This window comes from Pseudomonas sp. P4_C1, assembly GCF_056402155.1.
Genome location: NZ_JBFUHY010000004.1, coordinates 303,713 through 329,650, shown reverse-complemented (window position 1 = coordinate 329,650; position 25,938 = coordinate 303,713). Strand labels below are relative to the sequence as shown.

The following is a 25,938-nucleotide window of genomic DNA, read 5'->3' as shown; positions in this document are numbered from 1 at the left end:
TGTAGAAAGTTACGGACCAACTCCGTACAACTCAAGTTTTGCGGCGCGTTAGAATTTCCGCTCAAATAGGCAAAGCCTTTCAACTTTGACCGTCAGGTGACGCTAGAGATTGTCGCTTAGTAGCCGGCTTCCGAAGAGCCGGCTGATTTCGGTCACATTGCCGTCACTCGGCTCAGCCTATGGAAACCTTGGTAATTCAAGACTTGCGCAAAGCTGAGTACGCGGTTGGCTTGAACTCCCACCGATCAGGATCCCAGGGGGCGTCGACGGATAGATGTCCGCCGCTTGCGTAAGGCTTATCTCCATCCCGATGGAGATCGATGTCATAGACGATCACCAACACGGTTCGACCTTTGTGGTCTTGATGAAGGGACAGTTCATTGGCCGTGAGCAGGAACGAATCGGCATGAGCACTGGTCGTGCCTTTCACCTCGACAAACCAATCCATCCCATCCTTCTTCGCAGCAAAGTCATACGACTCCTTGGCGGACATGTCCTCAATTTCAGTGAAGCCACCTTTGGAAAGAGCCTCACGAGCTGTCGCCATGGCATGCAATTCGACGGCGATTTTCTCTGCCTGACTCAGGAATCGTCCTTGCCCCCGACCTGACTTGCGCTTTGGACGCACCATCTGTGAAAGTTGCGACTGGTATTCACGGACCTCTGGCGCTTCGGATAAGGGGGTCTTGCCGAGCCGCTCTGACTCGTAGATGGTTATCAACATGCCGCTCAACGCAGCGAGATCGTCCCAGAATCCCACCTCGTCAAAACCGTCCAGCCGGTAACGCTTCGCGAACGCGATCGCCCTCTCGAACTGTATGGAAAGGCGATTGCCGTGTAGCGCGATGGAGTCGGAGAAACGCGCCGAACGTTGCGGTTGATTTTCGAAGCAGTGTTGAGCCCACTGAATTTTGCCAGCAAGTTCCTTCGGATCGACGTCGGTGAGGCTACCGTCTTTGAAGATCGTCGCGCCACAGCCCAGCGTCAAATAGAAATAATCACCCTTGCTAGAAAAATGAATCACGATGTACCAGCCCTGCGTCGCCGATGGCGACATTTCAGGGTCATGGATACGTGTCCATGCCGACATTACCTTGCGGCCGATACCGTCGCTTCCCTCTATCGCACATTCATATCCACTTGCAGAGAACAACGGTTCGTATCGCTCCACATGCGAATAAAGTACATCCCTAAGCCCGATTCGTACTAGGAAGCCCCGCCGTTTCATGTCTTCGGTGTTTTCCGAGGTGTATTTGGTTTGCAACGAGAGGATTTCAGTGACTGTATCCTTGAGCGAAGCGATATGGCTTATGCTGCCCGCCTCGGCTTTAGGAACAATGGTGAAACCGCAGCGACGCAAAGCACGGAATGCGCTGGACTCCCCCCCGCCCTTGAAGTCGCCTGGACCGAACGCCCGCTGATAGGCATTCTCCAGGGCGAGCCCCGTCACTTCCTTGGGAGCGTAGCGCTTTCCTTTATAAACGACATCGAACTTAATGGACTCTGCGAAACGGGTCTTCGCACCTGCATCAAGCTGTTCAAGGGCCATGAGCACATGCTCACGCTCCAAAGTAGCAAGTAGTTCGGTGACAGATGGCATATCGGCGTAGTTGCTCTGGCTTGTGGCGAAGGAAATAACGGGGCGGCACATCATAACAGTGAGTCAACCGCTACTTCAGTAGATAAACGCCTCAGTCTACTTCGGCTGATCCTTTGCCGGGGAACAGGTACCCTCAGATCGGTGGTTCTGGGCCGACAGTGGGCAATGATGCAACGCGCCCTTTTTTAGCAACCAGCGCTCAAACGCATGATGGATTGGATCTAGCAATCCTCCAACGCCCCAGCCAGACTGGCTAATCTGCTACGACTTCTTCGCTTTGTAGCAAATTCTAAGCAAGTTGCAATTACTGTCCGACATGGGTTTCGCTACAGGACGTGCTGGAAAGGATCTGCGAAAACCAATTGGCTCTGGAGGTGGCCATCATGGAACTGAGCCTGTTGATTGAGGAGCAAGGGGCACAGGAGGTGGGTGGAAATATCCGCGGAGCACTGTGGACCATGAGTGAAAACGCGGGTCATATCAGACAAGGCCTGGCTCGTCTGGGGAAATTGAACATCGGTTAACGGCTTAAACATCAAAGGCCATCAACAGCCATAGTGAGGTGAGTTCGATGGATTGCGACTGGCAACAACCAGCCCAATGCGGAGATTGCTAAGCATGCAGGTATGAATACGCAGCGTGTATATTTGCTTTTAGGAGATTAACAGCATGCAGTTTCTGTTAACGCTCAGCCTCTATACACAATCGCATCATTCAACGCCTTCTCTACTGAAACTATGCTTTGCTTCTCATAGCCTTTTAATACCGACTGCTCACCGGACGAAGTTGTTAATATCAGACTGTATTCAAATTTATTCTTGATACGAGTACTTAAATACGCACAAGCAAAAACAATGACCACTAAGAATAAATAATAAAATGGGTTTGTACACCCGAATGCAATCAACCCAAAAAGCGTCATACTCGCCCCTGCGATAGATGCCGCCAAAAAAGAATTTAAAGAGGGCACATAAACAGTATTGACTTTTACTGAGTTCACTTTCGACAAGGCATAGGTTTGATTATTTATCACAAATCTAGCGTTGGTGATTTTTATGTTATTTCTCTCATAGAAAATTATTTCGTCCAAGAGCCCTCCTAATCTATAAGACTATTTCTCACCTGCTCATGCTATGGACAGTAAACTCTGGCTGTTCAAGGCAATTTAGTAGCAGTCCAAGTAACGCTAGTAAATGGCCATAGCCTTGTCAACTGACCGCTTCGAATGCCGTCATTTGCGCGGCCTTAGAATGGAGTACAGATAGGGATTCGAACCTCTTCTCCCGTCCTTGGAGACCGCTTAAGGCCATAAAAATACGGTGCTTCGTCATTTGCTTATGGCGTTTTGCGGTCTACAGCGCCCCTGAATTTGCCCTAATCTTTCCCTAAACTACTTCACCACTGCGGCTGCTGCTTGGTTTTTCCTCGAAAGAAGCGATCCCAATGGCAGACGATTACTCACTACCCGAGGTGCTGGAAAGGATCCACTACAATCAACTCGCCCTAGAGGCTGCCTTCATGGAGCTGACGTTGCTGGCAGAAGCCCAGGGTATGGCGGTAGCAGGAGGAAATATACACGGTGCACTAGAGACGATTGGTGAAAATGCTGGCCATATCAAACAGAGCCTTGCCCAGCCCCGGAGGGATAGTGCTCGCTAGTGATGCCTTGAGGCGTGGCTTTCCGGTGGCCGCCTTCAAAATAGATTCGGCCCCACTTAGCCAATTAATCATTCCGCAAACGCACTTGCACTCACCCAAACAACTAGATGTTTTTTTATTTGAGCGTGGAATATTCAAACAGGTATAGCATCAACTCAAACGAAAAAACTCTTAAAAATTTTTTACTGCGTCCAGTTCGCCTGCATATGTTTAGCCACTGTCTCGCTCAGATTATACCAATATGCATCTTTATTACTTGCATCGACGACTATCAGTCGATCATTCTCATCCATATGAGCAAATATATGTTTTGCAGCGCTCTCAGCCGTCATAGCCGCATTCACATACCAAACAGATTCCAGCACTTTTGCCCAAGGGCCTAGAGCTTTAATAGCCTCTATGACTCTTGCGTAGTCTTGACCAGGCGACTGAAGGTCGTAAGAAATGAATAGATTATTTGCCATTAGTCCCTCTCGTTAAAAACTCTTCCTATTTAGAAACCGACTCCAGAAATCGATAGGAAAGCAAATGATATAGGCCTAGGCACTACTTATCCCATTAACAGGGAAAAGTCAATAGCAAAGGGGTTAACTTTCAGCTCCTTCTGAAGAATTGGCTCAAGACGCGCACCATGGCATCATATGAAAATGATGTTGAAGCCGGGCCTGGCATTACTTAATATTAGCAAAAGGCGATTCGCCATCACGGCACGAAATTACCGCCGGCTAAACGGAGTTAGAATGAAATTTAGATTGGAGAAAATTCGCTTTATCGGCTTTCAGTCGAAGGACTTGGAAGCAACCGTCCGCTTCTCAAACAGTCAAACCTCAATTATTTATGGTGATAACGGTAGCGGTAAAACTACGCTATTGAAGCTTATCCACGCAGTACTTTCTAAAGACGAAGCTACCTTATTAAAAGAAAATGTAAAAGGCATCGAGATCTCTTTCGTCGATGAAATGGATGAACGTCATCATATAGAAATCACCAAGGAAGAAGATCTGATAGGTGGCGGAATCAACGCAACCCAAGCATTCAATTGGAAAGAATTCGATAATAGCGGCCTCTCTCGGACAAGGTCTTTATCTATGGGTGTCGACCGAGGCACAACGATACAGCCCGCCCAAGTAGAAGGAAGCGATATCTTTCGCTACTTAGTTGGTGCCAGCGAAGTCAAACTTGACCGTACCGCCTCTCAAACTCTCTCCGAAAATTTAGCATCCTTTTTGAACCGTGCTGGAGTTCTTCGTACGCGCACCCGCTCAATTATGCGAACCAAGAACAATGATCTGCAACTTCACCGTGAACATGCATTTCTACAAAGTGTTAACATGAGCAATATCGAAATGCTCTTGACGGAGCGTTATCGCATAGCGAGAGACTACGCTTCCGCACAGATACAGAATGCACTTTTTGACACTTTGGCCGTGGCAATTGATTCAGAAAACGAAAAACCACAAACCATCCAACTCCCTCTGGACCTTGCAACTCAAATTGCTGAAGGAAAGGAACGTATTATTGAAGCTTTGAAAGACGGGCCGGATAACGAATCAAAAAATAAAATCATCGGCATTTTAACCGAGTTACAAATTCAAGATGGGACTTTAACCAACAACCCCATCCTGGGCCAACTGCTGTGGAATATGACCAAGGAGTTGAAAATTGAAAAGCAACTTCTTAATGCAATCAATCAATTTGTAGAAACCTTCAGCTCCTTCCTTGGCGAGCAAAAGAAGATCGAAATAACCAAGCAAGGCGTTCAGTTAATCGTAAGGGGCAACAAGTTAAATATCGATGCCCTTTCCAGCGGCGAGAGACATCTTTTCACTTTTCTAGCACTGGTCGTAATAGATGCCAGAGAAAGAGACTTCTTAATTATCGATGAACCGGAAATTTCACTTAATGCTAACTGGCAGCGACAACTAATCCCACTACTCCAAGACCTAGCTTCCGATACCCAAATTATCGTCGCTTCGCACAGTCCGATCCTAGCTCACAAACGACCTTCAAGCTTGGTTGAACTGAAGCCAACGGAGTTGTAATATGAATGAGGATCCGGCAGAAGAAATGGCATTTGATGCTACAGATCTTTTAAGCCTTGCGATTATGTCAAAGCGACCGATATTAATCGTAGAAGGCATTGATGACGTGCCCATATACGAGCGCCTAGCCAAATCCGTGGGGGCCGTGTGCGATGTATATGCATCTGAAAGTCTCTGCAAATCTAGAGAAGGTTGTGATGGTGTAATCGCTAACGTTAAGGACATTCGCGAGATTGCAGAGGAAATACCAATTGAGAAATATGTTCTTGGGGTAATCGATCGTGATGCTAGATTTTACCGGAACGAGATACCTACAGACCCAGCTATATTTGCTCTAGAATATTATTCTATTGAGAGCTACTTCGTAAACAGTTGCTCGACAGCATATTTAATCCCTCGAGTTACCCGTGCTACTGATAAACTGGTTACCGATAGTTTTATCCAGAGCATTCACAACACTATAATTCCAAACTTGCAATTTCTATATTATGTTTCTCTTGAGGCCCTTAGAAATGCTTGCGAAAAAGAGTACAAAGCAGAGTTCGGGTACAAAAAATCTATAAAAGCTATTACCAATGCAAACTTACATGTAAAAGCACTTAAAAAGAAAGATGATTTAGACCAGTTCGCAAAACGCTTAAACCTAGAAAGCTCTATGGATACACTGCTTAAGATTTGCAAAGGAAAATGGATTTTCGAAACTTACGGGGACCGACTGCACGATGCAATAAAACAACTCCCCGAAGAATGTAAGCAGTCAAAAATCACTCAATGCCAATTCTGCGCAAAGGGAAATAATGACAGCAAAAAATGTCTATACCGTAATCCTGCTTTTATCAGCTCAGAAATCTTACAGACCCAAGCTTGGCTCAATACTGATGTCAAATCTCTAGGATATATCAAGGCCAAGCTTTCACACTTCTCATCGCAGATACACGGCTGAATAATGATTTAGATATGTTATCGACAACCAATCTTACTCAGCCGCCACAAAGAAAACCTGGGTAGTACCCTGGTTAAGGGCTAACTGCAGACCGCGCACAACGGGTGCTATGTGTAATAGCCCCCCCACACTTGCCAAGAGGGTGGGGGCCTTTTTATTTCCCCCGGAAACCACCACCCCTTAGACTGGATGAACAGACCCCGGACTTCTGGTTTTACGCACAGTCGGCCACTTACTAGAAAAGAATGCGCCCCCATGTACGAACCCTTGAACGACCCGCTGGCCGTGCTGAACCTGCCGCAGGCGGTGCACGCCCAACCGTTTCCATCCCTAGCACAACCCCCTCGGCCCAAACGTCAGCTTTCAGGGCCACGATCATTGAAGACTACCTTAATAATTTAACTCTTGGCCAATTTCCTGCTTGCGGGTCAACAGCTAAAATAATCCGCGCAAATGCCATTACAGCATCCAGAGAAAGCTCCCCTATTTTCACAGTTAGTTCTTCCTGCATTTTGGGTATTGATGGAATCTGCTCCGCAATCAACCCTCCAAGGCGAATAGCCGAATGGTAAGCTTTTAAAGTTGAGTCAAAAGGTTGTGGCGTTTTTTCATATCTAATGCTATTCGCATTACACATAACATCATCCAACAACTGAACCGGCAAAGGTTGCAAGCCTGCTTTTAACCACTCATCATACACTGCACCACGAATGTCATGCCCTTTCCCGCCAGTGATTTTTATTCCTAACGGAGTGAGCAGCTCTTTCATAGCCTTCTCGACGAAATGTAAAGACTCCCACCTTGAAAGCGCAAAATGAGCTGGCCCGCTGTAAATCTTTTGAGCCGACGCATCTAAATGAGTCACAACAGTAGTATGAAACTTAGGCATACCATAATAGCAATTATAAAAATCATTATAATCGCTTTCCAACTGTTCTAGCTGTTTGGCGCTTATTAGATCTGCGGCTGGCTGCGTAAGATCGTCCACAGCTTGAGTAAGCATAATCTCACTTACACGATTGACCGGCATTCTCAGCAAATAGACTGCGCCATTAATTTTATATGCAACGGCTGGAAAACAGTACGATATGTGCCCGCGCCCACCATAAAACTCTTCTACCCATTTCTCCACATTGACTGCCGCATCATCACGGAATGAACCAAGCTCAATGTTATACCCATCTCCTTTGATAATATCCACAATATTGAACAATGCCATCGCCGGCTCAAAATACTTCGAAGAAAGCCGTCGCTCGACATACTGCATATATTCCTGAAACTGACCATTACCTTGATCGAGCTCATTCTGACTGATTACTACTTTTTTCACTCCGCCCCCTTAAAATCCAACATTTATTCCGCATTATCCTTCAGACATTAACAACCTCGCAAGATCCATAATTCGACTTCCACTCCAATCCTGATCAATATAGTCGCCCCGCTATTTAGCATGTTGTCGACGTTATAAGGTGTAAGGGAATGTTATGTCAGCTGATTAAAATAGCCCCCCTAAAGCTGCCGGCTCCCAGTTCATGATCACCAGTTCGCCGCTGACTTCGGCCTTCCCCTGCCGCTGGTTGGTGTTGCAGTAGCGGATGTCCAGCGTTTCGAAATGGAAGCCTTCGAAAACGCAGCGGATGTCCGGATGGTCGTTAATGCTAACCATCACTTTGCCTTTGCAGCGGCGCATGAAGTTAGCCATCCGCTCATAGTTCTCGAATGGAAAGTCGACGCCATAACCGGCGGTCTGCCAGTAAGGCGGGTCCATGTAATGGAAGGTGTGGGCACGGTCGTAGCGTTCGGCGCATTCCAACCAGGGTAAGTTTTCGACGTAGGTGCCGGACAGGCGCTGCCAGGCGGCCGAGAGGTTTTCCTCGATCCGCAGCAGGTTGATGGCCGGGCCAGTGGTCGCGGTGCCGAACGTCTGCCCGGTCACCTTACCGGCGAAGGCATGGTGCTGCAGGTAGAAAAATCGGGCCGCGCGCTGGATGTCGGTAAGGGTTTCGGGGCGGGTCATCTTCTGCCACTCGAACACCTGGCGCGAGCTCAGCGCCCATTTGAATTGGCGCACGAACTCTTCGAGGTGGTTCTGCACCACGCGGTACAGCGTCACCAGCTCGCCATTGATGTCGTTGAGGACTTCCACCGGCGCAGCCTGGGGCCGCATGAAGTACAGCGCGGCACCGCCGGCAAAGACTTCGACGTAGCATTCGTGGGGTGGGAAGAGCGGAATGAGGCGGTCGGCCAGGCGGCGTTTGCCGCCCATCCAAGGAATGATGGGAGTAGACATAGAGAGCAAGACCTTTACTGTATGGATAAACAGGTGCTAGGCTCGCCGCGCTTCGTGCACGGAGTAAGAGCCTTGGCTGGACTTGCAGGGACGATCTGCAGGGACGGCGGCCGGGCTGGATGTTGACGCATCCAGACCGGTCGCTCTTTTTCACTTCGGTGTTGAGACTTCTTTGGCATAGGCCTGACAGGCCGCCAAGGCGATCAATCCTTGGTCGCCGGCATCGGTGATGCCGATAATTCGTTGAGCATGCGCTGGGTCAAGTTGGGCTCTTGTGGGGCCATGAACCACGCCGCCGGTAGCGGTGGTGGCTGACATTGCGCAGCCGCTGGCTGAATCGGCGGCGTCGAGTAGGACTGACAGGCGCACATCAGCAGTGGCAAGGCGGTCGCGCAGGCGACCTTGATCACGTTGGGCATCGCTCAAGGCTCGGTAATGGGTTTGTTCGCTGGCGGAAAGCCGCTGCTCCAGGGCCTGACGTTTGTCCTGTTCGGCACGCTGTTGCGTGGCCGCGGCCAGGGTCAGTTGATTGAGGGTGTCGGTGTGCAGCCGGGCCTGCTCAGCGAGTTGATTACCGTAGCGCCAAGCCTGGACCTGCCAGGCCAACGCGGCAGCACCACCCGCGACTGCGATCAGCAGCCCACCGACAGCGATCACTCGGTACGGCGCAGGAATCAGGTCGACGAGACGCATAACACCGCCCTCGCCCGCTCCCACAGCTGCAGTCGATCCGCCAGGCCATTGAGGCCGCCGTTGATCTTGCGAGTGATTGCCTCGAACTCGCCTCGATCGGCAAGCGCGTTCAGTTCACGTACCCACCAAAACCACGCCGCCGACTCGGCCGCCCATTGCGGCAGTTCGAGTAGCTCAGGGGTGCGCAGCAGGCGTTCATCACCGAACAGCGCCAGGCTGCAGCGCTGGTAGTTGCTGTGGCCGGTGATCTGGATCAGGCCGCGACCGCGATAGCGCTGACCATCACCATCCGCTTCCGGAGTGTTGCCCAGCCTCACCGCCAGATTGCCGGTGTCGTATTTGCTCAGGTACTGGTCACCGCCCAGTTCACGTACGTACTGCAATTGACCGGATTCGTGCCCGACCTGCGCGAGGAATGCGGCCTGGCGTTTCGGCGTGTTGATTTGCCGGTGGACCATGGCTGCGTTTAGCGCGGATACAAAAACGCCCGCTTGGCGGCGGGCGTTGGGCATGATGCGTTGGAGTTGTTGCTCAGTTAATGGCATTCGCTTGCTCCTGTTTCTGTGACGGAGGACGTCGCTATTGATTCAGCTGCACCACCTTCAGGTCTTGTGGTTGTTTTTTCTTCTTACCTTTGGCCTTGGCTTTGCCCTGCTTGCCGCCGTTGCACTCCACAGCGGTCGACCAGCCGGACTGGGTGTAAACCTGTTCGACCGAATCCGTCAGGTACTCACCGTCGAGCCCGTCCTTGAAGCCTTGGGCATTGATCGACCGCTCGGCGAAGATGTCCGTGCGGCCGGGCATCTCCAGACGCACGCCGGCACCGGAGCGATTGAACGCCGCCAGGCGGGCCTTGGCCGCCGCTTCAGCAGCGGTTTTGTTGGGGTAGATATGTCGGTCGGTGTGCACCGCCGGCAGGCCGTCGGGCACGTCGTCGTTGTCCAGGGAGACCACCACCAGCTTCCCGTTCTTCTTGTCCTGATGCTTGGTCGCCACCGCCTTATGTGCATTGCGATCCCCCAACCGAAACTGCCAACGGCTGACATCGCTGCGCGTCAGGGTGATGGCGCCGAAGGCCTTGCCGCTTGCGGTCTGGCCGCCTTGGCGTGGCATCACCAACAGCTTGCCCTCGGCCACCTTGGCGGTGCAGTCGTACTGCCTGGCCAGGCGAGTGAGGAAATTAAAATCGGACTCGTTGAGCTGGTCCGCCCGGACCACTTTGGTGGCGACCGAACACCCTGGCTGCCAGCCGTTGCGTGCAGCAATGTCGGTCACGATGGTCGACAGCGGCACGTTTTCCCAACTGCCACTGCGGATGGTCTTGCCCGTGCCGCGCATGTCACTGGCCTTGCCCTTGATCACCAACGTGTCCGGCGGTCCCGAGACCTCGACCTCGTCGACCACGTAACGCCCCATGCGCGCCAGCGACGTTTCGGCATAGCCGAGGTAGACCTCGATGGCACTGCCGCGGGACGGCAAGGTCACCTGGCCATCGCGATCATCGATGCGCAATTCGAACTCATCGGATTCCATCCCGGGCTTGTCCAGCGTGCGCAGCTGGATCAGCCGATCATTGATCAGGGCCGTGATGTCGGCGCCATTGGCGACGATGCGAAACCTAGGGGTCATGGATTTTTTCCAAAAAAAAACCCGCACAAGGCGGGTATGAAAGTAAGGAGCTTGAGTTATCAAGCGGCACGAGTGTAGACCATCAATCCCATAGCGTTACCTGTTCCTGTACCGGCATCGCCAGATCCGGCAGCGTGATCACCACGCCGGCGCGATAGGGTTGCGGCTCATCGGCCAAGCCCTGATTGGCATCCAGCACCGCTTCAACACTGCCCAGCAGATGGCCATAAAAGTTATGGCAGATGGTGTCCAGCAGATCTCCGTCAGACGTTCTGCATGTCGTCGCCATAGCGCACAAACTCCAGAGTGAACCCTTGTTTACGCGGAATCCCGCCGTGCATCAGTGCGCCCTGCTCTTCCGTGATGGTCTTCAGGCACCAGGTGCCCATGACATCGCCGTACCCTGTGGTCAGGGTTAACGGCTTCAGTTGAGCGCCAATGCTGCGCAAGGTGTCGAGCTGCCTCAGTCCGCCCTTGAAGCCCGGGTAAATCGTGCCCTTCAGGGTGATTTTCTCTTCACCGATCCCCACCGCCTGCTGTGCCGGTCGACGTGACAGGCGCTCTTGCGAGGCCCAGCGGAACTCGGTCGAGCGCGTCAGCTCGTCGAAGGCCGCCGTGTCCAGGTTGAAGTAGTACGGTTGCGCCTTGGGATCCTGCGGCTGAATGATCAGCAGGTGCGGAAACGGCTTCACCGCTTCCGGTGCCGGCGTGCCATCAGTAGCGAACACACTGGTAGGCACGATGTTGGCCAACGACGGGCTGACCTGGCCGGCGATCTTGTTGATCGCCGTCGTCGCCTTGCCTGCCTGTTCCTTCAGTGCCCCCATGCGTTCCTGCACCTCGGCGGCGGCCCGGGTGGCCCGCCCGTAAGTGGCCACCACCTGCCCCACCTTGGCCTGCGCCGCATCCACACCGCGCATCACCCGCTGCAGCTTGGCGCCGATTGCCGGCCCCACGAACGGGATGTTTTCCAGCTCGGACGCGGCGCCGGTAATCTCCCGGATCGCACCATTGACCGGGCCAAGCATGCCGTCCGCGCTGCGGCGTCCGGACTCCCCGGCTTCGACCAGGTACTTGAGGCCAGCCTGCAATTGCTCCATGTAACCCATGGGCTCTCCTTACAAGTGGGGTTCATCGAACAATTGGTTCGACGCATTCTGCTTCGCGGCGTCGGCCATCATCCGCTGCATGTACGGCATCAGGTCCTGGGCCAGGCGTTGCGGATCTTTGACGTCGCCTTGCACCGTCACCGGCATGCTCAGGGAGTACTGGAACTGCTGATCCACTTTGGTTGGTGCCGGTTTCTCTGGCTCTTTGGGCGGGATCATCACCGCCGCCGGTTTGACCGGTGCCTGTGTTGCCAGTGCGCGGGCGACATCACCCAACGCTGGGCTGGGAGGCGCGGAGTTGGTCGCCATCAGCAGCGCGCCGGACGCGTTCGGCCCATGGAAGGAACGCTCCATAGCAGCCAAGCTGGGCACCACCGGACCGGGCCGAGGCGCCATCAGCAACGGTGTTGCTGGAGCTGTTGGCTGTTCTTCCTCGCCACCAAACCACGACTTGCCCGCGGCCCCGCCCAATGCCGTACCGCCCATGCTGCCCAGGTACGCACCGACCATGCCGCCAATTGCGGTACCGATGATGGGCACCACCGAACCGATGGCCGCGCCGGCAGCGGCACCGGCCATGGTGCCTGCCAGCGAACCCGCTGCCGCACCGTAACCTTCGGCTTTTTGATCTTTCGTCTCGGCATTCAGGTAAGTGTCGACGGCCATGCTTCCCGCCTCCAACAGCGAGCCGCCCGGGATCACCTTGCCCACCTTGCCGACCTTCCCCACCGTTCCCGCCACAGCCGCCACCTTGGCCATTACTCCACCGGTTGGCGGCAGCGGAATGGGAGGACGCGGCACGGGAACAGCCGGCCGAGGCAACGGCATCGGCGCCGGTCGCACGGGCACTGGAGGTCGCGGTACCGGTGTTGCCGGTCGAGACGCGGGTACCGGTGAACGTGTCGGACCTCTCGGCCGTGGCGGCGTGGCAGTCCGACGCCGCCGCGAGGCATTGCGGGGAGTCCCTCGACCCCGGTGCCGATTCTCAAACGGCCCTTCGCCACCGCCGCCCATGGCCGCTGCGTTCACCACAAACACCTTCCGGATGCTGCCGTCTTCCAGACCGGCTTGCACCTCACCATCGCCGGTGGCTTCTTTGGCGAGCGACACCACCTTGAGCCCAGTCGCCACCAGATCGAAGCCACCGACTTTTTTGCCCTCCTGTCCGTCAGCGGTATCGCTGGCCTCGGGCGAGCCCTTGAGGGTCGCGACCGTCTTCAGCCCAGCTCCGACCAGGGCCAAGGCTTTACCCGTCTTGCCCTTGGGTTCTGCCCCTGTGCCGACCCGGTCCCCCTCCAACGAGTTGGTGACAAAGACCTTCTGCACCTCGCCGGACTTGCCCTTGCCCAGTGTCCCGCGCGCCAGGTTGAGCAATCCCTTGCCGATCTTGAACGAGCTAACCGCCGTCTGCAGAGCGAGTAAACCGCCTCCGACCGCCGCAATACCTGTGACCACACCGGGCGAACTGTCCGACAACGCGGTGATGCCCTTGGTAACTTTGGTCAACGCTTCCGCCACGGCATCCGTCACCGGCCGCAAGGCGTCGCCAACGCTGCGCATGGCGTCGTCCATCGACTGCGCCATTTCGGCCCACTTCTGTGACGACGATTCGCGCCGCTCGGCCAGGTTTTTGTCGAGAATGCCCGAGGCTTCGCGCGAGTCGTTTTTCAGCTGGCTGTACAACGCCTTGTTCTGCAGGTAGGCCGAAAGCGCGGCCTTGACCTGCATATCGGAAAACAGGTCACCGGTGCGCAAGGCCTCCTCCAGCGACGCCATCATGGCCTTGGCCTTTTCCGGATCCGCCTCCTGGCTGATCTTCGACGTGGCTTCGGCCATCAATGCCGCCCGTTTCGGGTCGGTGGCCTGGATATACTTCTGCGCCAACGCCATGCTCGATTCCAGCGTCGACAGGCCGTTCTGCAAACCGGTCTGCATCGAACCCTTGTAGTCGATGCCGGCTTTTTTGTAGGCCGCCACGGTGTCGGTCGAACCGATCTTGCCCATCCAGTTTTTGAGGTTGTTCGCCGCCTCGTCAGCACCGCCGGCGGTTTTCATCTGCACCTGCAGCATCGCGCCCAGCTGCGTCACCGCGTCCATGCCGGTGATGTTCAGGTTGCCCATGTTCGACAACAGCTCGGGGAACCAGCGAGCCATATCCACCGCCTCGAAGCTGCCGGCCTGTCCCTGAAAGGCAATCGCTTCGAGCGCCTGCTGCATCTGTTTGGCGTCGGTGATCTTGGCGTTCTGTCCAAGCGCATTGATCATCTTCGCCGTGTCGGCGCCGTTGGAGCCCTGGCCCACGGCAAACTTGGCCGCGACCGGCGCATACTCCAGTGCCTTGGCCAGGTCCATCCCGGCCCCCACCAGCTGGTTGACCACGTCGGCGACGTCATTGCGCGCCATGCCGGTGTCGCGCGAAGTCTCGATGATCTTCTGCGACATCTGCTTTTCTTTCGGATCGTTGGCAATCCCGGCCTTGATCGCGATGTCACGGACGATGGCCCCGAAGTCGGCGCTGACCTTGGTCGCAATGCCCACCGTCGCCACACCGGCCACGGCCTGACCGACCGTGCTTTTCATCCCGGCCTTGCCGGCATCGATCTGCTGGTAACCCTTAGCCTTGAGTTCCGCCTTGTTCGCGGTCTGGCCGAGGGATCGATACGCCTTGTCCAGCCGACCGACCTCGATTCCCTGTTTCTTCAAGCTGTCGAGGTTGGAATTCAGGCGACCCAGCAGTTTGGACGCTCCAGCGGCGCCGCTGTCGTGGGCCTTTTTCCATTCATCGCGCAGGCGAATGGTGTCGCCAATGGTGCGCTGTAGCACCCGTGCTTTGTTGCCTTCCGCTTCCAGGCGCTTGATGCGCCCGGTGACCTCATTGAACGCGGCGCCGACCGTAGGACTGACAGCCCCGCCGATCACCAACCCGAGGGAGAGTTTGTTCGCCATGTCATGGCTCCCCTGTGCAGAGCATTACCGGAAGCGGCTCAATCCGTGAGCCACCACACCATCTCGGAAAACGGCATCGACTGAATCTCGGCGGCGGAAAATCCGGTGTCCGCCGCGAGACGTTTCGCCACCCTCTTCATCACCCCCGGATCAAACCCCGTCGTCTTGCTCCAGGCGAAAATAGCCGGCCTGCAGGCGGTTGTAATCCACCACGTTCAGGCCCTCCAAGTCGGAGATAGCCGCGCCGGCCAGCTCCGCGAACAGCACCAGTTCGCGCTGCTCGTCGTCACCGCCTGCCGCCCGATCCGCGGCGCGCACCTCGCGCACCGTGGGCGAACGCAGGGTCAGTGTGTCGATCTGCACGCCGTTGATCTCGCTCGGGCGCGACAGGCTGACCACGGCGTTTTCGGCGGTGACCGACAACCAGGTCGGGAGCGATTTCGAATAGTCGGCGTGCGGCACCAGGTTCGAATAGGCCGCCTGCAGGCGGCGATAGTCCACGACCTTCAGGCCTTCCAGATCCTTGAGGCCAGCCTCGGCCAGACTGGCGAACAGCTGCAGCTCGCGCAGCTCGTCATCGTCACCGGCGGCGCGGTCAGCGGCACGGACTTCGCGCACCAGCGGCGCACGCAGCACCAACGAATCCACCTTCACGCCGTTGACTTCGCTCGGACGTGTGAGCGTGACGACGGCGTTGTCAGTGTTGAGCAACAGCCAGGCCGGCAGCTTGTTTGCAGTTTGCATGGTCATCCGGTTCTATTCCCTTAGAGGCCGAGTGCGGAGCGCACTTCGGCGAGCTGGTCTTTGCCATCGATCACCTGAACACCGGCGATCATGTCGATTTCGTACATCACGCGGCCGTCGATTTCGAGCTTGTAGTACACCGGCGCGATGGCGTGTTTGATCTCCGCCGGATCACCGGCTTTCCAGTCACCGAGGTCGACTTCTTTCAGCAGCCCGCGCAAGGTGGCCACGACCGCCGTGACCGTGCCCTTGTGACCACGGAAGGCGCCGCGGAACGATGCGTTGAACGCCGAGCCATCGGCCAGGCCGAAGTGCTTGAGCGACTCACGGCGCACGCCCTTGGTGACAAAGGACGCCTCCATCTTTTCCAGGCCCTGAGCCATCTCGATAGCCCCGGCCATACCGCCGCCTCGGTACTCATCTGTTTTGGTGGTCAGCTTGGGCAGGGTCAGGCTCGGCACGTCACCGGCAAAGTTGACGCCGTCGACGAACAGGTTGGTGTTGTACAAGGTTTGAGGAATCATCTAGCGCTCCTTAAGCGTCGAGGACTTCGGTCAGCCACTGGTTGGTGACTTCGATCAGGAAGTTCGGGTTTTCCGCCGGCGGCACGTCGGTGAAGCGGATGCGCCAATACACCTTGCCTTGCTCGATTTGGCTGGCAGTGTTGAGTTCGGTGTCGGCGAACACTTCAAAGTTGATGATTGCGCCGGCGTTTTTCTGATCGCGCATGAACGCGTCCAGGCCTTCAGTCACTTCCTTGACGTAGGTCTTGGTGATCGAACGGTCGACCGCCCACTTGTGCCCCGCCTGGATCGCATCCATCAGGATGTCGCAGGTCCGCACACGGGTGACAAAGGCCCACTTCGGATCGCTGGAACAGGTACGGTTACCCCACAGGCGATAGCCGCCGTCGCGGATGATCGTGGCGATGTTCGCGCCATTGAGCAGGTTGGCCCGGCAGGTCTCGTCGCCATCCAGGTACTCAATCGGGCGCGTGGTGCCGGTGATGCCGACGAACTCCTTGTTCGACGGCGACGCCCAATAGCCGTAGTTCGCATCGGTCCAGGCAAACAAACCGGCGGTCCAGGCCGAGCCCGGCGCGTCGACCGTGGCGCTTTCCACGGTGCTCCAGAACTGCACCCCCGGATCGACCAGGAAAATTCGCTTGCTGCCGAAGTTCTCGGCATAGGCCATCACCGCCTCATCGGTGGTGTTCGGTCCGTCGATGATGGCCATGGCGCGCAACTTGCCGGCCAGGCTGTCCATGGCGGTGGCCACGGCCTGGGTCGCCGAATGCCCCGGAGCAATCAGCAATTTCGGCTGGGCGTTGTGCACACTCTTGCCATCCAGCAGCGCCTGCAGGCCGGTCCGCTGTCCGGAGGCCAACACGCCACCGATGATGGCCGAGGTTTGCAGCGCCGGATCCTCCAGCTTGGGCACACCGACGGCGACGATCACCGCCTTCGCCCGCGCATAGATCGCCTGCGCCGCTCGGGTAATGGCCGAGTCTGCGCCGAATGCCGCGATGGCTTCGCGCTCGGTGGTGATCAACATCAACTCACCGGCCTTGGCAGTGCCACCGCCGAGCACGCCAGGGGTAAAGGTGTCGCACAGGCCGATGATCGACGATGACGGCAGCGCAATGGTCCGCGCGCCGTTGTCGATCAGCGAGGTCGTGACGCCATGGAAGAAACCACTCATAAAGGTCAATCTCCAGAAATGGAAAAGCCCCGCATTCGCGAGGCTGTTGGGTGTGGGTGTTGCGCACTGTGGAAATGAAAACGCCCCGTCAGTGCGGGGCGTTTATAGGTTTTGCTCGACTAGCCAGGGCGGCGCGATCGGGCGATGATCCACCAGGGGAAACTCGCCATTCTCCGGCCAGTCGCGTAAGGCCTGGCGGTAGCTCAGCAGCTCGGTGAACAGCTCATTAGTCAGCGTTGTGGGCCGCCCCATGTCGCGCTCATCGCGATGACGGGTGATGACTCCATCAGTCGCCACCAGCTCGCCATCGCGCCAGGCGCGCTCGGCCGTGGCCAGCTCCTCAAAGCTCGGTGGCGGCCGCTCGATTAGCGATGGCGGCTCCGTCGAAAAGTCGATCACTTTCCCGGCGAGCTCCCCCGCCTCGTAAGCCTGACGTTCTTCTTTTGTAATCGGGTAAGCGTCCGGCGGCAGCGGGCCAAATTCGTCATCCAGGAAATACTTCAGCGACGCGCTGGAATAAAGGGCCATGTTTAAAATCTCTCTGTGAAGCGCCTGGTGTGCAGGCGCTTAGTCGTCGTGGTTAGTAGCCGATGGCGATGTACTGATCGCCGTTGCCCGACGCGCTGCCCTTCCAGGTGAAGGTGCCCAGCGATGTCGGACCAGCAGAGGCGTAACCAATAGACGCCGAACCTGCCGTGTAACCTTGGCTAATCACCACCACGAGGAATGCGTTAGGGAATGCGATTGGCAGCGTCGTCACCATATCGCCGCTTGTATACGCCGCCGTCCCGCCCCACTGGATAATCAGACCGCTCGGCAGCCGCTGGTAGCCGCTCGTTCCCATTGAAGCGGAGAACAGACTGGTCTTGCCCATCACGCCGGTGCCAAACATCAGCCAAGTGCCCGACCCGATGAAAATGCAGTCGACATAGCTATCGGACGGGATCGTGCGGGCGGTCGCCGATGCGACGATGCCCGTGGCTTCCTGCATCTTGTCGGAACCCTGGGCGCCCACACTCATGGCGCTACCGCCCCAGTTATGGATGCGAACCGTTGCACCGACCGGAAGACCGAGCGTCACCGAGTTGGGCAGGCTGTAGGAGTTGCCAGACGCCCCAGAGAAATGCACAGCCCCGCCGACGTGCGCCAGCACACCGGTTAGCCCCGCGCCGTTGATGAACACAATGTCGTTGTACTGAGCCCCCACCGCATCAATGGCGGCCATGGTCGCAATTTTGGTGGTCGCGTCAAACCTCGCCGCCGTCGGCGCGGTCGGCGTGCCGGTCAAAGCTGGCGAGGCCAGCGGCGCCTTGGTCGCCAACAGGTTGGTCATGGTGGTGGCGAAGTTCGGGTCATTACCCAAGGCCACAGCCAGCTCATTCAGCGTGTCCAGTGCACCCGGCGCCGAGCTGATCAGGTTGTTGAGCGCCGCTTGCAGCGCGGCCATAGTGGCAATCTGCGTGGTGTTGGTGCCCAGTGCCGCAGTCGGTGCGGTGGGGACACCAGACAAAAGCACGTTGCTCAGCTCGGTGTGGGCAAACATCACCAGCGAGCCGTTGGCGTACAGCTCGGCGGTCTTCGACTGGGTCACGACCACCGAAGCCCCGGTCGGGTTGCGCACGGTGACGGTGAACGCGCCCGTGGTGCTGTTGAACACCAACCACCTGCCGGTGACGCCGGCCGGCAGGGTTACGGTGACGTTACCCGTCAGGGCGCCGGTAAGGCTCAAGATGCCGGCCCCGGCCTGGGCCACGGTTACCACGGTATCGCCGGTGGCGTTTAAGGCGATGCTGGCGACGCCCTTGACCGCGTACTGCACGAAGGCCGTGCTGGCGATGGACGTGTCGTTATCACCTGCCGTAGCTGTTGGCGCCGTCGGGTTTCCAGTGAAAGCAGGCGAGTTGAGGAAGGCAAATTCCAGCCACGGCTGGAACACCCCCACCGATTTCCGACGGTAAAACGCCCGGTCTGCTTGAACACCAAGCGACAACTGGACACCGTTGGACGCATCGACCGGCAACGCCAAGATTTTCGTCCACTGCGGCATCGGTGCATTGGCCGTGGTGCTGATGGTACTGCGCGCCTCTACCTGGGCCGCGCCGACGGTATCCGCGTCGTTGCCGCTGGGGCCACCCGAACTCTGCGTGTACAAACCGGCGGTGACCAGCCGCGCCAGGACGTGCGCAGTCGTCGCAATCTGCGTGCTGTTACTGGTATCGGGAGCCGTCGGCGCCAATGGCGTACCGGTGAAGGTTGGGGAATCCAGCTGCGCTGAACTTTCCCATGCCCCCCAAGTACCGTTGAACCGCTGGCGCCAGAACATCATGCGCTTGTTGGCCGCCACGGTAGAACGTGTTGTCGCGAGCTGGAACCCTTCGCTCGCTGCCCCTTGAGCGTGAATTACGATGTAACCGACTGCCGGGGAGGTCGGGTTACCCGTGGCACCGGTGGCCGTGTAATAGAGCCCACCCATCGAAAGCGCATCAAGGTCCGTTACCAGCGTGCCGGTGCTCGCCCCCAGCCCCAGCACCGCCAACGCATTCTGTATAAATACCTGAGTGCTGTTCTGGAACGTCAAGGCCGTGGTGCCCAGGACAATTGCGCCATCGGTGACCAATTGCCAAGTGGTGTCCGCCAGCGTAGTGCCTTGCTCGACCGACACTTGTAGCGCCGACGTGACCTCGGGACTGCCATCGGCATCGGCGGCGCGCGCCCAAGCACCGGCGGCCGCGACGTACAGGCCGTTGTCTTTGGCCAAGGTCTGGTTTTTCACCAGCACTCGATCACCCGCGACCAGGGCGATACCGTCAAGGGTCTGAAGACCGGTCAGCGCGATGTTGGCCGTGGTGGCCACCCGCACCGATTGCTTGCTGTCGAGCTTGTAGATTTCCTCCTGCACCTTGGTATCGACATAGGCTCGGGTGGCCAGCACCACGCTCGGATCGATCTTCAGTTCGACGTTGCTGGAGTTGCTGACAATCATGTTCATGCGTACGACTTGCGTACGGCCGGAGCCCTGAGTGAGCAGTGGCTTGAACGAGGGGGCGCAGTTGGCCACGGCGACCAGATCGTTGTCCGTGTCGTACAGGCCGATTTCGCGAATCCACCAACCGCCGACATCCTCAGGAATAACCTGCTCGGCGATGATGATCCCCGCGTTGACGGGATCGACCTTGAGCTGATTCAGCGGCGCACGACGGCGCTCGTTGATCAATGTCGTCTGCGCGGCAGACGGCTGAGGCTCGGTGCCATTGGCGTCACCGACGCCCATCTGAGTGATTTTCCACGGGATGCCTAGCGCGTCAGCGTTGGCCTGCTTGGCGACGCCCACGTTGGTCAGGATGGCTAAAAACTGCGAATTCTGGTCGATCATGAGAATACATCCAGGGTGTCAATGGTATGGTCGCGACCGCCTCGGCCGATAACGCCGCTGACTTCGATGTCACGTTGGACAGGCGGATACACGTCGATTACATCGCCCTCGTAGAGAGCGGCATGGAGCCTCAAAGCGCCCTGGCTTTCCAGGCTGATCGCCAGCCCTGTCAGGTGCCGGGTCACCGGCTTGGCGTCGTCGATCAGGCGTTCCAGCTCCTGATACATTTCCTCGGTGATCCCGGTGTCCAGCACGCCCACCTTGAGCGCGAAGGTGCCCGGCACCCCCTCCGGCACGGTGTTGAACCACTCGATAATCTCGATCAGGTAGCCCAGGGGCTCGACCACCCGGCGCAATGCGCCGATGGTGCCCTTGTGGGCATGGATGTAATACGACGCCTTGATGGCCGCGCGCTTGGTCGTCTCGCTCCACCGGTAATCCCAGCGATCGACCGACCAGGCCCACGCCAGGTGCGGCAGCAAATGCACCGGACAGGTATCGGCGTTGTAGAGCGTGCGCAGCGGGACAATGGTTTTTTCGTAAAACGACGCCTCCAGGGCGCGCTCCAGTTGTGTGCTGTTGAATGGCAGTAGGCTGTTCATGTCAGCCCGCCAGATTCACGGTGACTTCGGTGCAGAACGCCGCCTGCGCCTTGGTCGGGGCCAAGTCAACCCAACCGACCAGCTCAACCCGAGACACGCCAGCGATATGCAGTTGCGCGTCCACCGCCGAACGCGCCACTTCGACCCCGAGCCGCTTGCGTGGATTGATCCAGGCGTTAACGCGGTTTTTGGCCTCGGCCAGACTGGCGTCAGCCTCAGGCCCGACACTGCTCATATGCAAAATGGCATCAATGCGGTAGTCGATAATCTGCGCGCTTTGCACGGTCAGCCGATCCCCCACCGGCCTGACGTCCTCGTCATTCAGCGCCGCCTGGACCGTGGCCAGCAGTTCAGGACTGGCCACGCCATTGCCCTCGGAACTCAGCACCGTGACCGTAACGTTGCACGGTGCCGGGCTTTCCGCCGTGGCGTCCGCGACCAGGCCCGACGCATTGCGCGCGTGCAGGATGTAACTGTTACGCGGCCCGGCCGTGGTCAGCCCTTCGTAGGCCAACTGAATGCGCTCACGGAACGGATCGTCTTCCTCCCTAACCTCCGGTACCGGCGGCACCGCCAGCAGATCCTCGGCCTGAATGACCAGACGCTGGAGATTGACGTTGGCCCCCAAGTGATCGAGGTCATCGCGGATGGCGTGTGCCAGTAACAGCGCCTTGCCGGCGTCGTTGACCCGGGCACGGTTGCCGATCTTGATATAGGCCCCCACCTCCAGCACCTTGGTAACCGGATCGCTTTCCAGCGCGGCGTTCCAGTTGTCGCCCATATAGCCGCGGAAGACCCCCAGGCCTTCCTCATACACCGCTTCGAAATCCAATGGCTCCAGCACGCTCGGCGCAGGTAGCGACGACAGATCAACGATGCTCATACGCCCACCTCCAACAGCACGCCCTCGCCTTGATACTGGCCGGCGATTTTCAGATTGATTTGCCCGCCGATCACCGAAATGACCCGCACCTGGTCCAGCTTCAAACGCGGCTCCCAGCGCCCCAAGGCCCTGGCGGCTTCTGCCTGCACGGAGCTTTTCCAGCCATCGCTAACGGGCAGATCGACAAAACGCCGGAGCGTGCTGCCGTAGGCTGGTCGATGCCGACGACTGCCCAGTGGCGTACCCAAAATGTCCCCGATGGACTGCCGCAAATGCTCGATGCCGGAAATGGGCTGGCCGGTGTGGCGATCCATTCCGATCATCTGGGCTACTCCTTCAGCAGTTCGAATTCGTCATGGGCTTTCAGAAACTTGACCGCCTCGATGTCGGAGCCCGCGATCTCGACCAGGCCCTTCGCCACCGGCAGGCTGCGCTGGGTCTCCGGCAGGATCAGTTGCCGGGACGTGTAAACCTTGTCGCGAAACTTCATCAGCGTCGAAACCGGTACTGATGCCGGCTGCGGCAACGGATTAGGGCTCGCGGGTAAATCGGTGACAGGCGTATCGCTCTTGGCCATGCGTTTGCTCCAGGCATAAAAAAGCCCGCACATGGCGGGTCGTTGGGAGATTGAAAGTTAATGCGTGTGGTGGTTGCTGTTGCCGCCGGCGTCGATGATTGCGCCGGCACTGGTGATGTCCTGCGTGACGTGTAACGGACCGTCGATGTTCACCGCCCCTTCCAGATTGATGTTTCCGCTCGTCACGCTGACAGCGCTATCGGTGACCACGGCTTCGGTACCGCCGACCTTGATGGCCACCGTTCCTGTTGGCAACGTGATGGAGTAGCTCTTGGCCTGCCAGTCGTACACCAGCGAACCGCCATCCTCGAAACGCCAGACCTCCACGTGATCGCGGTTATCTGGCTGGCCACCGGCATCCCCGTAGAGCCCGGGAATGAAGGTGCCCATGCCGGCCTGGCCACTGGGGTTGAACAGCACCCCCTGTTCGTTCAGGCTCGGCGCCCGCCAGTGACGGGCTTTGCCGGCCGCCAGACTGTGCCAGCGCACCCACGCGCTGACCCAATCACCGGCCTGCACCCGAACAGTAGCTGCCGCCAAATCCACACCGACCACCACGCAAGGCATCAGCATGGCGGCAATCATGCGGTCATGCTCGGCAAGGGCGTAGCTCATGGCACGTCATCCGCTGGAAAGAACGCCTCTTTCGGGTCGTGGTTGAAGCCGAACCACAGCGAGCCCGGTTGCTCATCCGGCCATGGCCATTGCTGTGCACCGAGGTAGATCTGCTGATGCCACTCCACCAACCAGACGGTGTAGCCATCCAGTTCGGGCCGTGTCCAATCCTGCCCGGCCTGAATGAATACCGCCGGTTCAACCGCCAGCCCCCAGGTCTGGGCTCGCAGAATCACCGCGAGCTGGGTGGCCAGTTGCACGGCCTGCTGATGATGGTGCGGCTTGATCGGATCGACGACGATGCGTGCCTCGAACCTGCACACCAAGGTCGTTTCACCGGTGCCGATATCGACGCCCGGTTCAATCTCGGCCATCTCCAGAAACACCGCCGGCAGYGCCACACGATCTTTAATATTCGGCCAGGCCGTCACCGCACACACACCCGGCAACCCCGCCAGCAGTTGTTGCTCAATGACCCGGTAAAGCTGATCCAGGCTAAAAGGCTCTTCCGACACGGCCCTAACTCCTCAGGTACTTTTGCAGCTCGAAGTTGAGCTCCTGCTGCAGGATCTGCAGCAAGCGTTCGTCCGCCTTGCGCACCCAACTTTCGAAGTGGGGACGCGCCTGTTCCAAGGACACCTTGGCCTTGGCCAGGGGAAACCGACTGCCATTTTCAGCGACCCACCCCGAACTCGGCCCGCGCCCTGAGGACACCGTACTGTCGGGATAGTCGTCCGCATCGAAATGCTTGCTCGCCGTGCGGATCCAGATATCGGGCTTGTTGCCGTAGACCTGTTTGAGGAACGCACCCTGGTAACGACGCCCGGCCACCGACACGCCGCTGCCCGTCTGCCGTGCGCGGCCGATCCGACTGGACTCGATGGCATTCAAGCCAAACCACAGCTTGCCGCTCATGGCCCCGCCGGTGACCGGGTAGCTGCGCAACCGTTGACGCACCGCCGCGACGGCGATGCGTTCCTGTCGACTGACCGCCCGGGCGATGTGCGTGCGCAACCAGCCCAGCGTTTTGTTGATCGCGCGGCGATGCGCGGCTGCGGCCGCCTTGGGCACCACCTTGGCGAAGTCCTGGAACGCTTGCAGATCCGCCGACGACGACTGGATGGTGACCATCCCACCGCCGGCCGAGGACTTGTAATAGCTACCAACGCTCATGCACGCATCCTCAGGATCAAAGCGACCAAACCGTCACCGCTGGGCTCCAGCTGCAGCAGGTCGTAATCGCCACCGCCGTCCAGGGCAGGTAAATCGACACTGACCAACAGGCCCTGCTCCAGGCCGTGGGAATCGCTGACCCGAATCTCAAAGCGAGGCTCACGCAACCCGGTGTTGAGCTTGCCGAACTTCGGCTGCAGCCAGGGTGCCGCAAACATACCGAGCACCGGCTGTTCGCGCCCCTCGATCCGTGCACTGTCGCCCAGCGTTTCGAACACCACCGCGTCGACCTCGGCAATCAGGTCGCGAAAGGCCACGGTCAAAGCTCCAGGAGGATCTGCGCCCGCGGTCGCGTGCACAAGTGCAACGGGTTGGACTGGGCTTCACCGGCCACGCCTTTGTTGAAGGGCAGCGGCTCCAGCATGCTGTAGTACGGAATGCCCTGGGTGTTGACCGTTTCCATGTAATCGGCCGGCGCGAACACCGAGATGTACAGGTCCGGTACACCTTCGGGAATCAGCAACGCCTTGTCGTCGTGGACAAACGAGACACCGGCCACCTTGCCACGGTAGCGCTCCCAGATAATGCCGCCGAACTCGAAGCTCTCCCGGGCATCACCACGCAAAGCAGCAGCCTGCTGGCTGTTGAGGTAGGTCTCTTTGACCGACTTATGAACGATCAGCTTGTTCCAGAAGTTTTTGCCGCAGAAGGCACGGGAACTGGTGCTGGTGACGCTACCGAGCGCGTCCTCCTGCATGTCCAACGCTTCGCCGCACTTAACCCGCAGCTCGGTGTTCTGATCCGCCAAGCCCATGGGCAAGGTTTGACGCTGCACGCCGAAGCGATCGTAAAGGTTCAACAAGGGGGTGTGACCATCCGCATCGAGAATCAAACCGTTGAGTGCGCCCATGCGCTGGAATTCATGCGTGGCATCCAGCTGACGACGCGCTTTGGCCAGGCGGGCGTTGACCACGTCCTGTACCGCCTGCAACTCGGTGCGAGTACCGAAGGCACGAATGCCCTGGATCTCGTCGGCCTTGATGGTGAAGCGCTCCGGCAGGTGAACAGTGTTGAACGGGATCAGGTTGCGCTTGCTGGCCGCGACCACCAGACCAGAACCACCCCGCTCCCCCGCAGGCACGAGCGCCAAGGTGTCGCCGTCCTTTTCGATCTGTACGGTCAGGGTGGTGATGCCTTCCTCGCGGAACAGGCCCAGGGCACTGATGCGACCCGGCAGGTAGGGTTGGTCATTGAGTGCAGCGGTCAGCGCGGTAACGGTAAACGCTTCGTCGTCAAAAATGGCGATCTCGGCCATGGGTACTCTCCAGAAATGAAAAACCCCGCACAAAGCGGGGTACA

At 57.7% G+C, this 25,938-nt stretch carries 29 protein-coding genes and 1 pseudogene; 4 read left to right on the top strand and 26 right to left on the bottom strand.

Features of this window, described 5'->3' with window-relative positions; all coding sequences use genetic code 11:
* Positions 1 to 196: 196 nt before the first annotated feature.
* A complete protein-coding gene (locus AC1DU9_RS05160; protein WP_477809870.1) occupies positions 197 to 1,600 on the bottom strand; it encodes an MrcB family domain-containing protein in 1,404 nt (467 codons plus the stop codon).
* Positions 1,601 to 1,935: 335 nt separating this feature from the next.
* Between AC1DU9_RS05160 and AC1DU9_RS05155 the strand changes: the two genes are divergently transcribed.
* On the top strand, positions 1,936 to 2,124 hold the full coding sequence (locus tag AC1DU9_RS05155; protein WP_477809858.1) for a hypothetical protein: 189 nt from the start codon (positions 1,936 to 1,938) through the stop codon (positions 2,122 to 2,124).
* A 164-nt stretch (positions 2,125 to 2,288) separates the two neighbouring features.
* On the opposite strand, the gene AC1DU9_RS05150 is transcribed toward AC1DU9_RS05155, so the two are convergent.
* The gene (locus AC1DU9_RS05150) at positions 2,289 to 2,690 is read right to left on the bottom strand and encodes a DUF6232 family protein (protein WP_477809857.1); all 402 of its coding nucleotides are present in this window, start codon (positions 2,688 to 2,690) and stop codon (positions 2,289 to 2,291) included.
* 353 nt (positions 2,691 to 3,043) lie between these two features.
* Between AC1DU9_RS05150 and AC1DU9_RS05145 the strand changes: the two genes are divergently transcribed.
* Positions 3,044 to 3,259, top strand: coding sequence for a hypothetical protein (locus tag AC1DU9_RS05145; protein WP_477809856.1), 216 nt, complete (start codon positions 3,044 to 3,046; stop codon positions 3,257 to 3,259).
* A gap of 182 nt (positions 3,260 to 3,441) precedes the next feature.
* Here AC1DU9_RS05145 and AC1DU9_RS05140 read toward each other — a convergent pair whose 3' ends face one another.
* Positions 3,442 to 3,723: a SinR-like protein gene (locus tag AC1DU9_RS05140; protein ID WP_477809855.1), complete on the bottom strand. Its 282-nt coding sequence runs from the start codon at positions 3,721 to 3,723 to the stop codon at positions 3,442 to 3,444.
* Positions 3,724 to 3,999: 276 nt separating this feature from the next.
* Here AC1DU9_RS05140 and AC1DU9_RS05135 point away from each other — a divergent pair, with 276 nt between their 5' ends.
* Positions 4,000 to 5,301 carry an AAA family ATPase gene (locus AC1DU9_RS05135; RefSeq protein WP_477809854.1) on the top strand — a complete coding sequence of 434 codons (1,302 nt, stop codon included), beginning with the start codon at positions 4,000 to 4,002 and terminating at the stop codon, positions 5,299 to 5,301.
* Position 5,302: 1 nt separating this feature from the next.
* Positions 5,303 to 6,244 (top strand): hypothetical protein, encoded by a 942-nt coding sequence (locus AC1DU9_RS05130; RefSeq protein WP_477809853.1) that lies wholly within the window; start codon positions 5,303 to 5,305, stop codon positions 6,242 to 6,244.
* A gap of 385 nt (positions 6,245 to 6,629) precedes the next feature.
* On the opposite strand, the gene AC1DU9_RS05125 is transcribed toward AC1DU9_RS05130, so the two are convergent.
* The 23 genes and pseudogenes from AC1DU9_RS05125 to AC1DU9_RS05015 all read right to left on the bottom strand — a co-directional run bounded on the left by AC1DU9_RS05125 (position 6,630) and on the right by AC1DU9_RS05015 (position 25,894).
* Complete coding sequence (locus AC1DU9_RS05125; protein WP_477809852.1) at positions 6,630 to 7,574, bottom strand: hypothetical protein; 945 nt, start codon at positions 7,572 to 7,574, stop codon at positions 6,630 to 6,632.
* 165 nt (positions 7,575 to 7,739) lie between these two features.
* The gene (locus tag AC1DU9_RS05120) at positions 7,740 to 8,534 is read right to left on the bottom strand and encodes a DNA adenine methylase (protein WP_477809851.1); all 795 of its coding nucleotides are present in this window, start codon (positions 8,532 to 8,534) and stop codon (positions 7,740 to 7,742) included.
* A 150-nt stretch (positions 8,535 to 8,684) separates the two neighbouring features.
* Positions 8,685 to 9,227: a lysis system spanin subunit gene (locus AC1DU9_RS05115; RefSeq protein ID WP_477809850.1), complete on the bottom strand. Its 543-nt coding sequence runs from the start codon at positions 9,225 to 9,227 to the stop codon at positions 8,685 to 8,687.
* The gene (locus tag AC1DU9_RS05110; RefSeq protein ID WP_477809849.1) at positions 9,209 to 9,772 is read right to left on the bottom strand and encodes a glycoside hydrolase family 19 protein; all 564 of its coding nucleotides are present in this window, start codon (positions 9,770 to 9,772) and stop codon (positions 9,209 to 9,211) included. The genes AC1DU9_RS05115 and AC1DU9_RS05110 overlap by 19 nt, the downstream gene beginning before the upstream one ends.
* Before the next feature lie 34 nt (positions 9,773 to 9,806).
* Positions 9,807 to 10,856, bottom strand: coding sequence for a phage late control D family protein (locus AC1DU9_RS05105; RefSeq protein ID WP_477809848.1), 1,050 nt, complete (start codon positions 10,854 to 10,856; stop codon positions 9,807 to 9,809).
* An 82-nt stretch (positions 10,857 to 10,938) separates the two neighbouring features.
* Complete coding sequence (locus AC1DU9_RS05100; protein ID WP_477809847.1) at positions 10,939 to 11,145, bottom strand: tail protein X; 207 nt, start codon at positions 11,143 to 11,145, stop codon at positions 10,939 to 10,941.
* Complete coding sequence (locus AC1DU9_RS05095) at positions 11,120 to 11,965, bottom strand: phage tail protein (protein WP_477809846.1); 846 nt, start codon at positions 11,963 to 11,965, stop codon at positions 11,120 to 11,122. Before AC1DU9_RS05095 ends, AC1DU9_RS05100 begins: the two co-directional genes overlap by 26 nt.
* A gap of 9 nt (positions 11,966 to 11,974) precedes the next feature.
* Positions 11,975 to 14,911, bottom strand: coding sequence for a phage tail tape measure protein (locus AC1DU9_RS05090; RefSeq protein ID WP_477809845.1), 2,937 nt, complete (start codon positions 14,909 to 14,911; stop codon positions 11,975 to 11,977).
* 150 nt (positions 14,912 to 15,061) lie between these two features.
* On the bottom strand, positions 15,062 to 15,334 hold the full coding sequence (locus tag AC1DU9_RS05085) for a phage tail assembly protein (protein ID WP_477809869.1): 273 nt from the start codon (positions 15,332 to 15,334) through the stop codon (positions 15,062 to 15,064).
* A 51-nt stretch (positions 15,335 to 15,385) separates the two neighbouring features.
* Positions 15,386 to 15,655 (bottom strand): annotated as a pseudogene (locus AC1DU9_RS05080) (phage tail assembly protein); the annotation flags it as partial.
* A gap of 20 nt (positions 15,656 to 15,675) precedes the next feature.
* A complete protein-coding gene (locus tag AC1DU9_RS05075; RefSeq protein ID WP_115947639.1) occupies positions 15,676 to 16,179 on the bottom strand; it encodes a phage major tail tube protein in 504 nt (167 codons plus the stop codon).
* Positions 16,180 to 16,189: 10 nt separating this feature from the next.
* Positions 16,190 to 17,356 (bottom strand): phage tail sheath subtilisin-like domain-containing protein, encoded by a 1,167-nt coding sequence (locus AC1DU9_RS05070; RefSeq protein ID WP_477797808.1) that lies wholly within the window; start codon positions 17,354 to 17,356, stop codon positions 16,190 to 16,192.
* Between the two features lie 102 nt (positions 17,357 to 17,458).
* A complete protein-coding gene (locus AC1DU9_RS05065; protein WP_477809844.1) occupies positions 17,459 to 17,884 on the bottom strand; it encodes a phage tail assembly chaperone in 426 nt (141 codons plus the stop codon).
* Between the two features lie 52 nt (positions 17,885 to 17,936).
* Positions 17,937 to 20,729 carry a phage tail-collar fiber domain-containing protein gene (locus tag AC1DU9_RS05060; RefSeq protein ID WP_477809843.1) on the bottom strand — a complete coding sequence of 931 codons (2,793 nt, stop codon included), beginning with the start codon at positions 20,727 to 20,729 and terminating at the stop codon, positions 17,937 to 17,939.
* Complete coding sequence (locus tag AC1DU9_RS05055) at positions 20,726 to 21,331, bottom strand: phage tail protein I (RefSeq protein ID WP_477809842.1); 606 nt, start codon at positions 21,329 to 21,331, stop codon at positions 20,726 to 20,728. Before AC1DU9_RS05055 ends, AC1DU9_RS05060 begins: the two co-directional genes overlap by 4 nt.
* A gap of 1 nt (position 21,332) precedes the next feature.
* Entirely contained in the window at positions 21,333 to 22,214 is an 882-nt protein-coding gene (locus AC1DU9_RS05050) for a baseplate assembly protein (RefSeq protein WP_477797812.1), read from the bottom strand.
* Positions 22,211 to 22,537, bottom strand: coding sequence for a GPW/gp25 family protein (locus tag AC1DU9_RS05045; RefSeq protein ID WP_477809841.1), 327 nt, complete (start codon positions 22,535 to 22,537; stop codon positions 22,211 to 22,213). Before AC1DU9_RS05045 ends, AC1DU9_RS05050 begins: the two co-directional genes overlap by 4 nt.
* A 5-nt stretch (positions 22,538 to 22,542) precedes the next feature.
* Positions 22,543 to 22,791: a hypothetical protein gene (locus AC1DU9_RS05040; protein WP_477809840.1), complete on the bottom strand. Its 249-nt coding sequence runs from the start codon at positions 22,789 to 22,791 to the stop codon at positions 22,543 to 22,545.
* A 57-nt stretch (positions 22,792 to 22,848) separates the two neighbouring features.
* Positions 22,849 to 23,406 carry a phage baseplate assembly protein V gene (locus AC1DU9_RS05035; RefSeq protein ID WP_477809839.1) on the bottom strand — a complete coding sequence of 186 codons (558 nt, stop codon included), beginning with the start codon at positions 23,404 to 23,406 and terminating at the stop codon, positions 22,849 to 22,851.
* Positions 23,403 to 23,921: a hypothetical protein gene (locus AC1DU9_RS05030; RefSeq protein ID WP_477809838.1), complete on the bottom strand. Its 519-nt coding sequence runs from the start codon at positions 23,919 to 23,921 to the stop codon at positions 23,403 to 23,405. The genes AC1DU9_RS05035 and AC1DU9_RS05030 overlap by 4 nt, the downstream gene beginning before the upstream one ends.
* A gap of 4 nt (positions 23,922 to 23,925) precedes the next feature.
* Complete coding sequence (locus AC1DU9_RS05025) at positions 23,926 to 24,579, bottom strand: hypothetical protein (RefSeq protein WP_477809837.1); 654 nt, start codon at positions 24,577 to 24,579, stop codon at positions 23,926 to 23,928.
* On the bottom strand, positions 24,576 to 24,896 hold the full coding sequence (locus AC1DU9_RS05020) for a head-tail joining protein (protein ID WP_115947629.1): 321 nt from the start codon (positions 24,894 to 24,896) through the stop codon (positions 24,576 to 24,578). The genes AC1DU9_RS05025 and AC1DU9_RS05020 overlap by 4 nt, the downstream gene beginning before the upstream one ends.
* A 2-nt stretch (positions 24,897 to 24,898) precedes the next feature.
* Positions 24,899 to 25,894, bottom strand: coding sequence for a major capsid protein (locus tag AC1DU9_RS05015; RefSeq protein ID WP_477809836.1), 996 nt, complete (start codon positions 25,892 to 25,894; stop codon positions 24,899 to 24,901).
* Between the last annotated feature and the right edge of the window lie 44 nt (positions 25,895 to 25,938).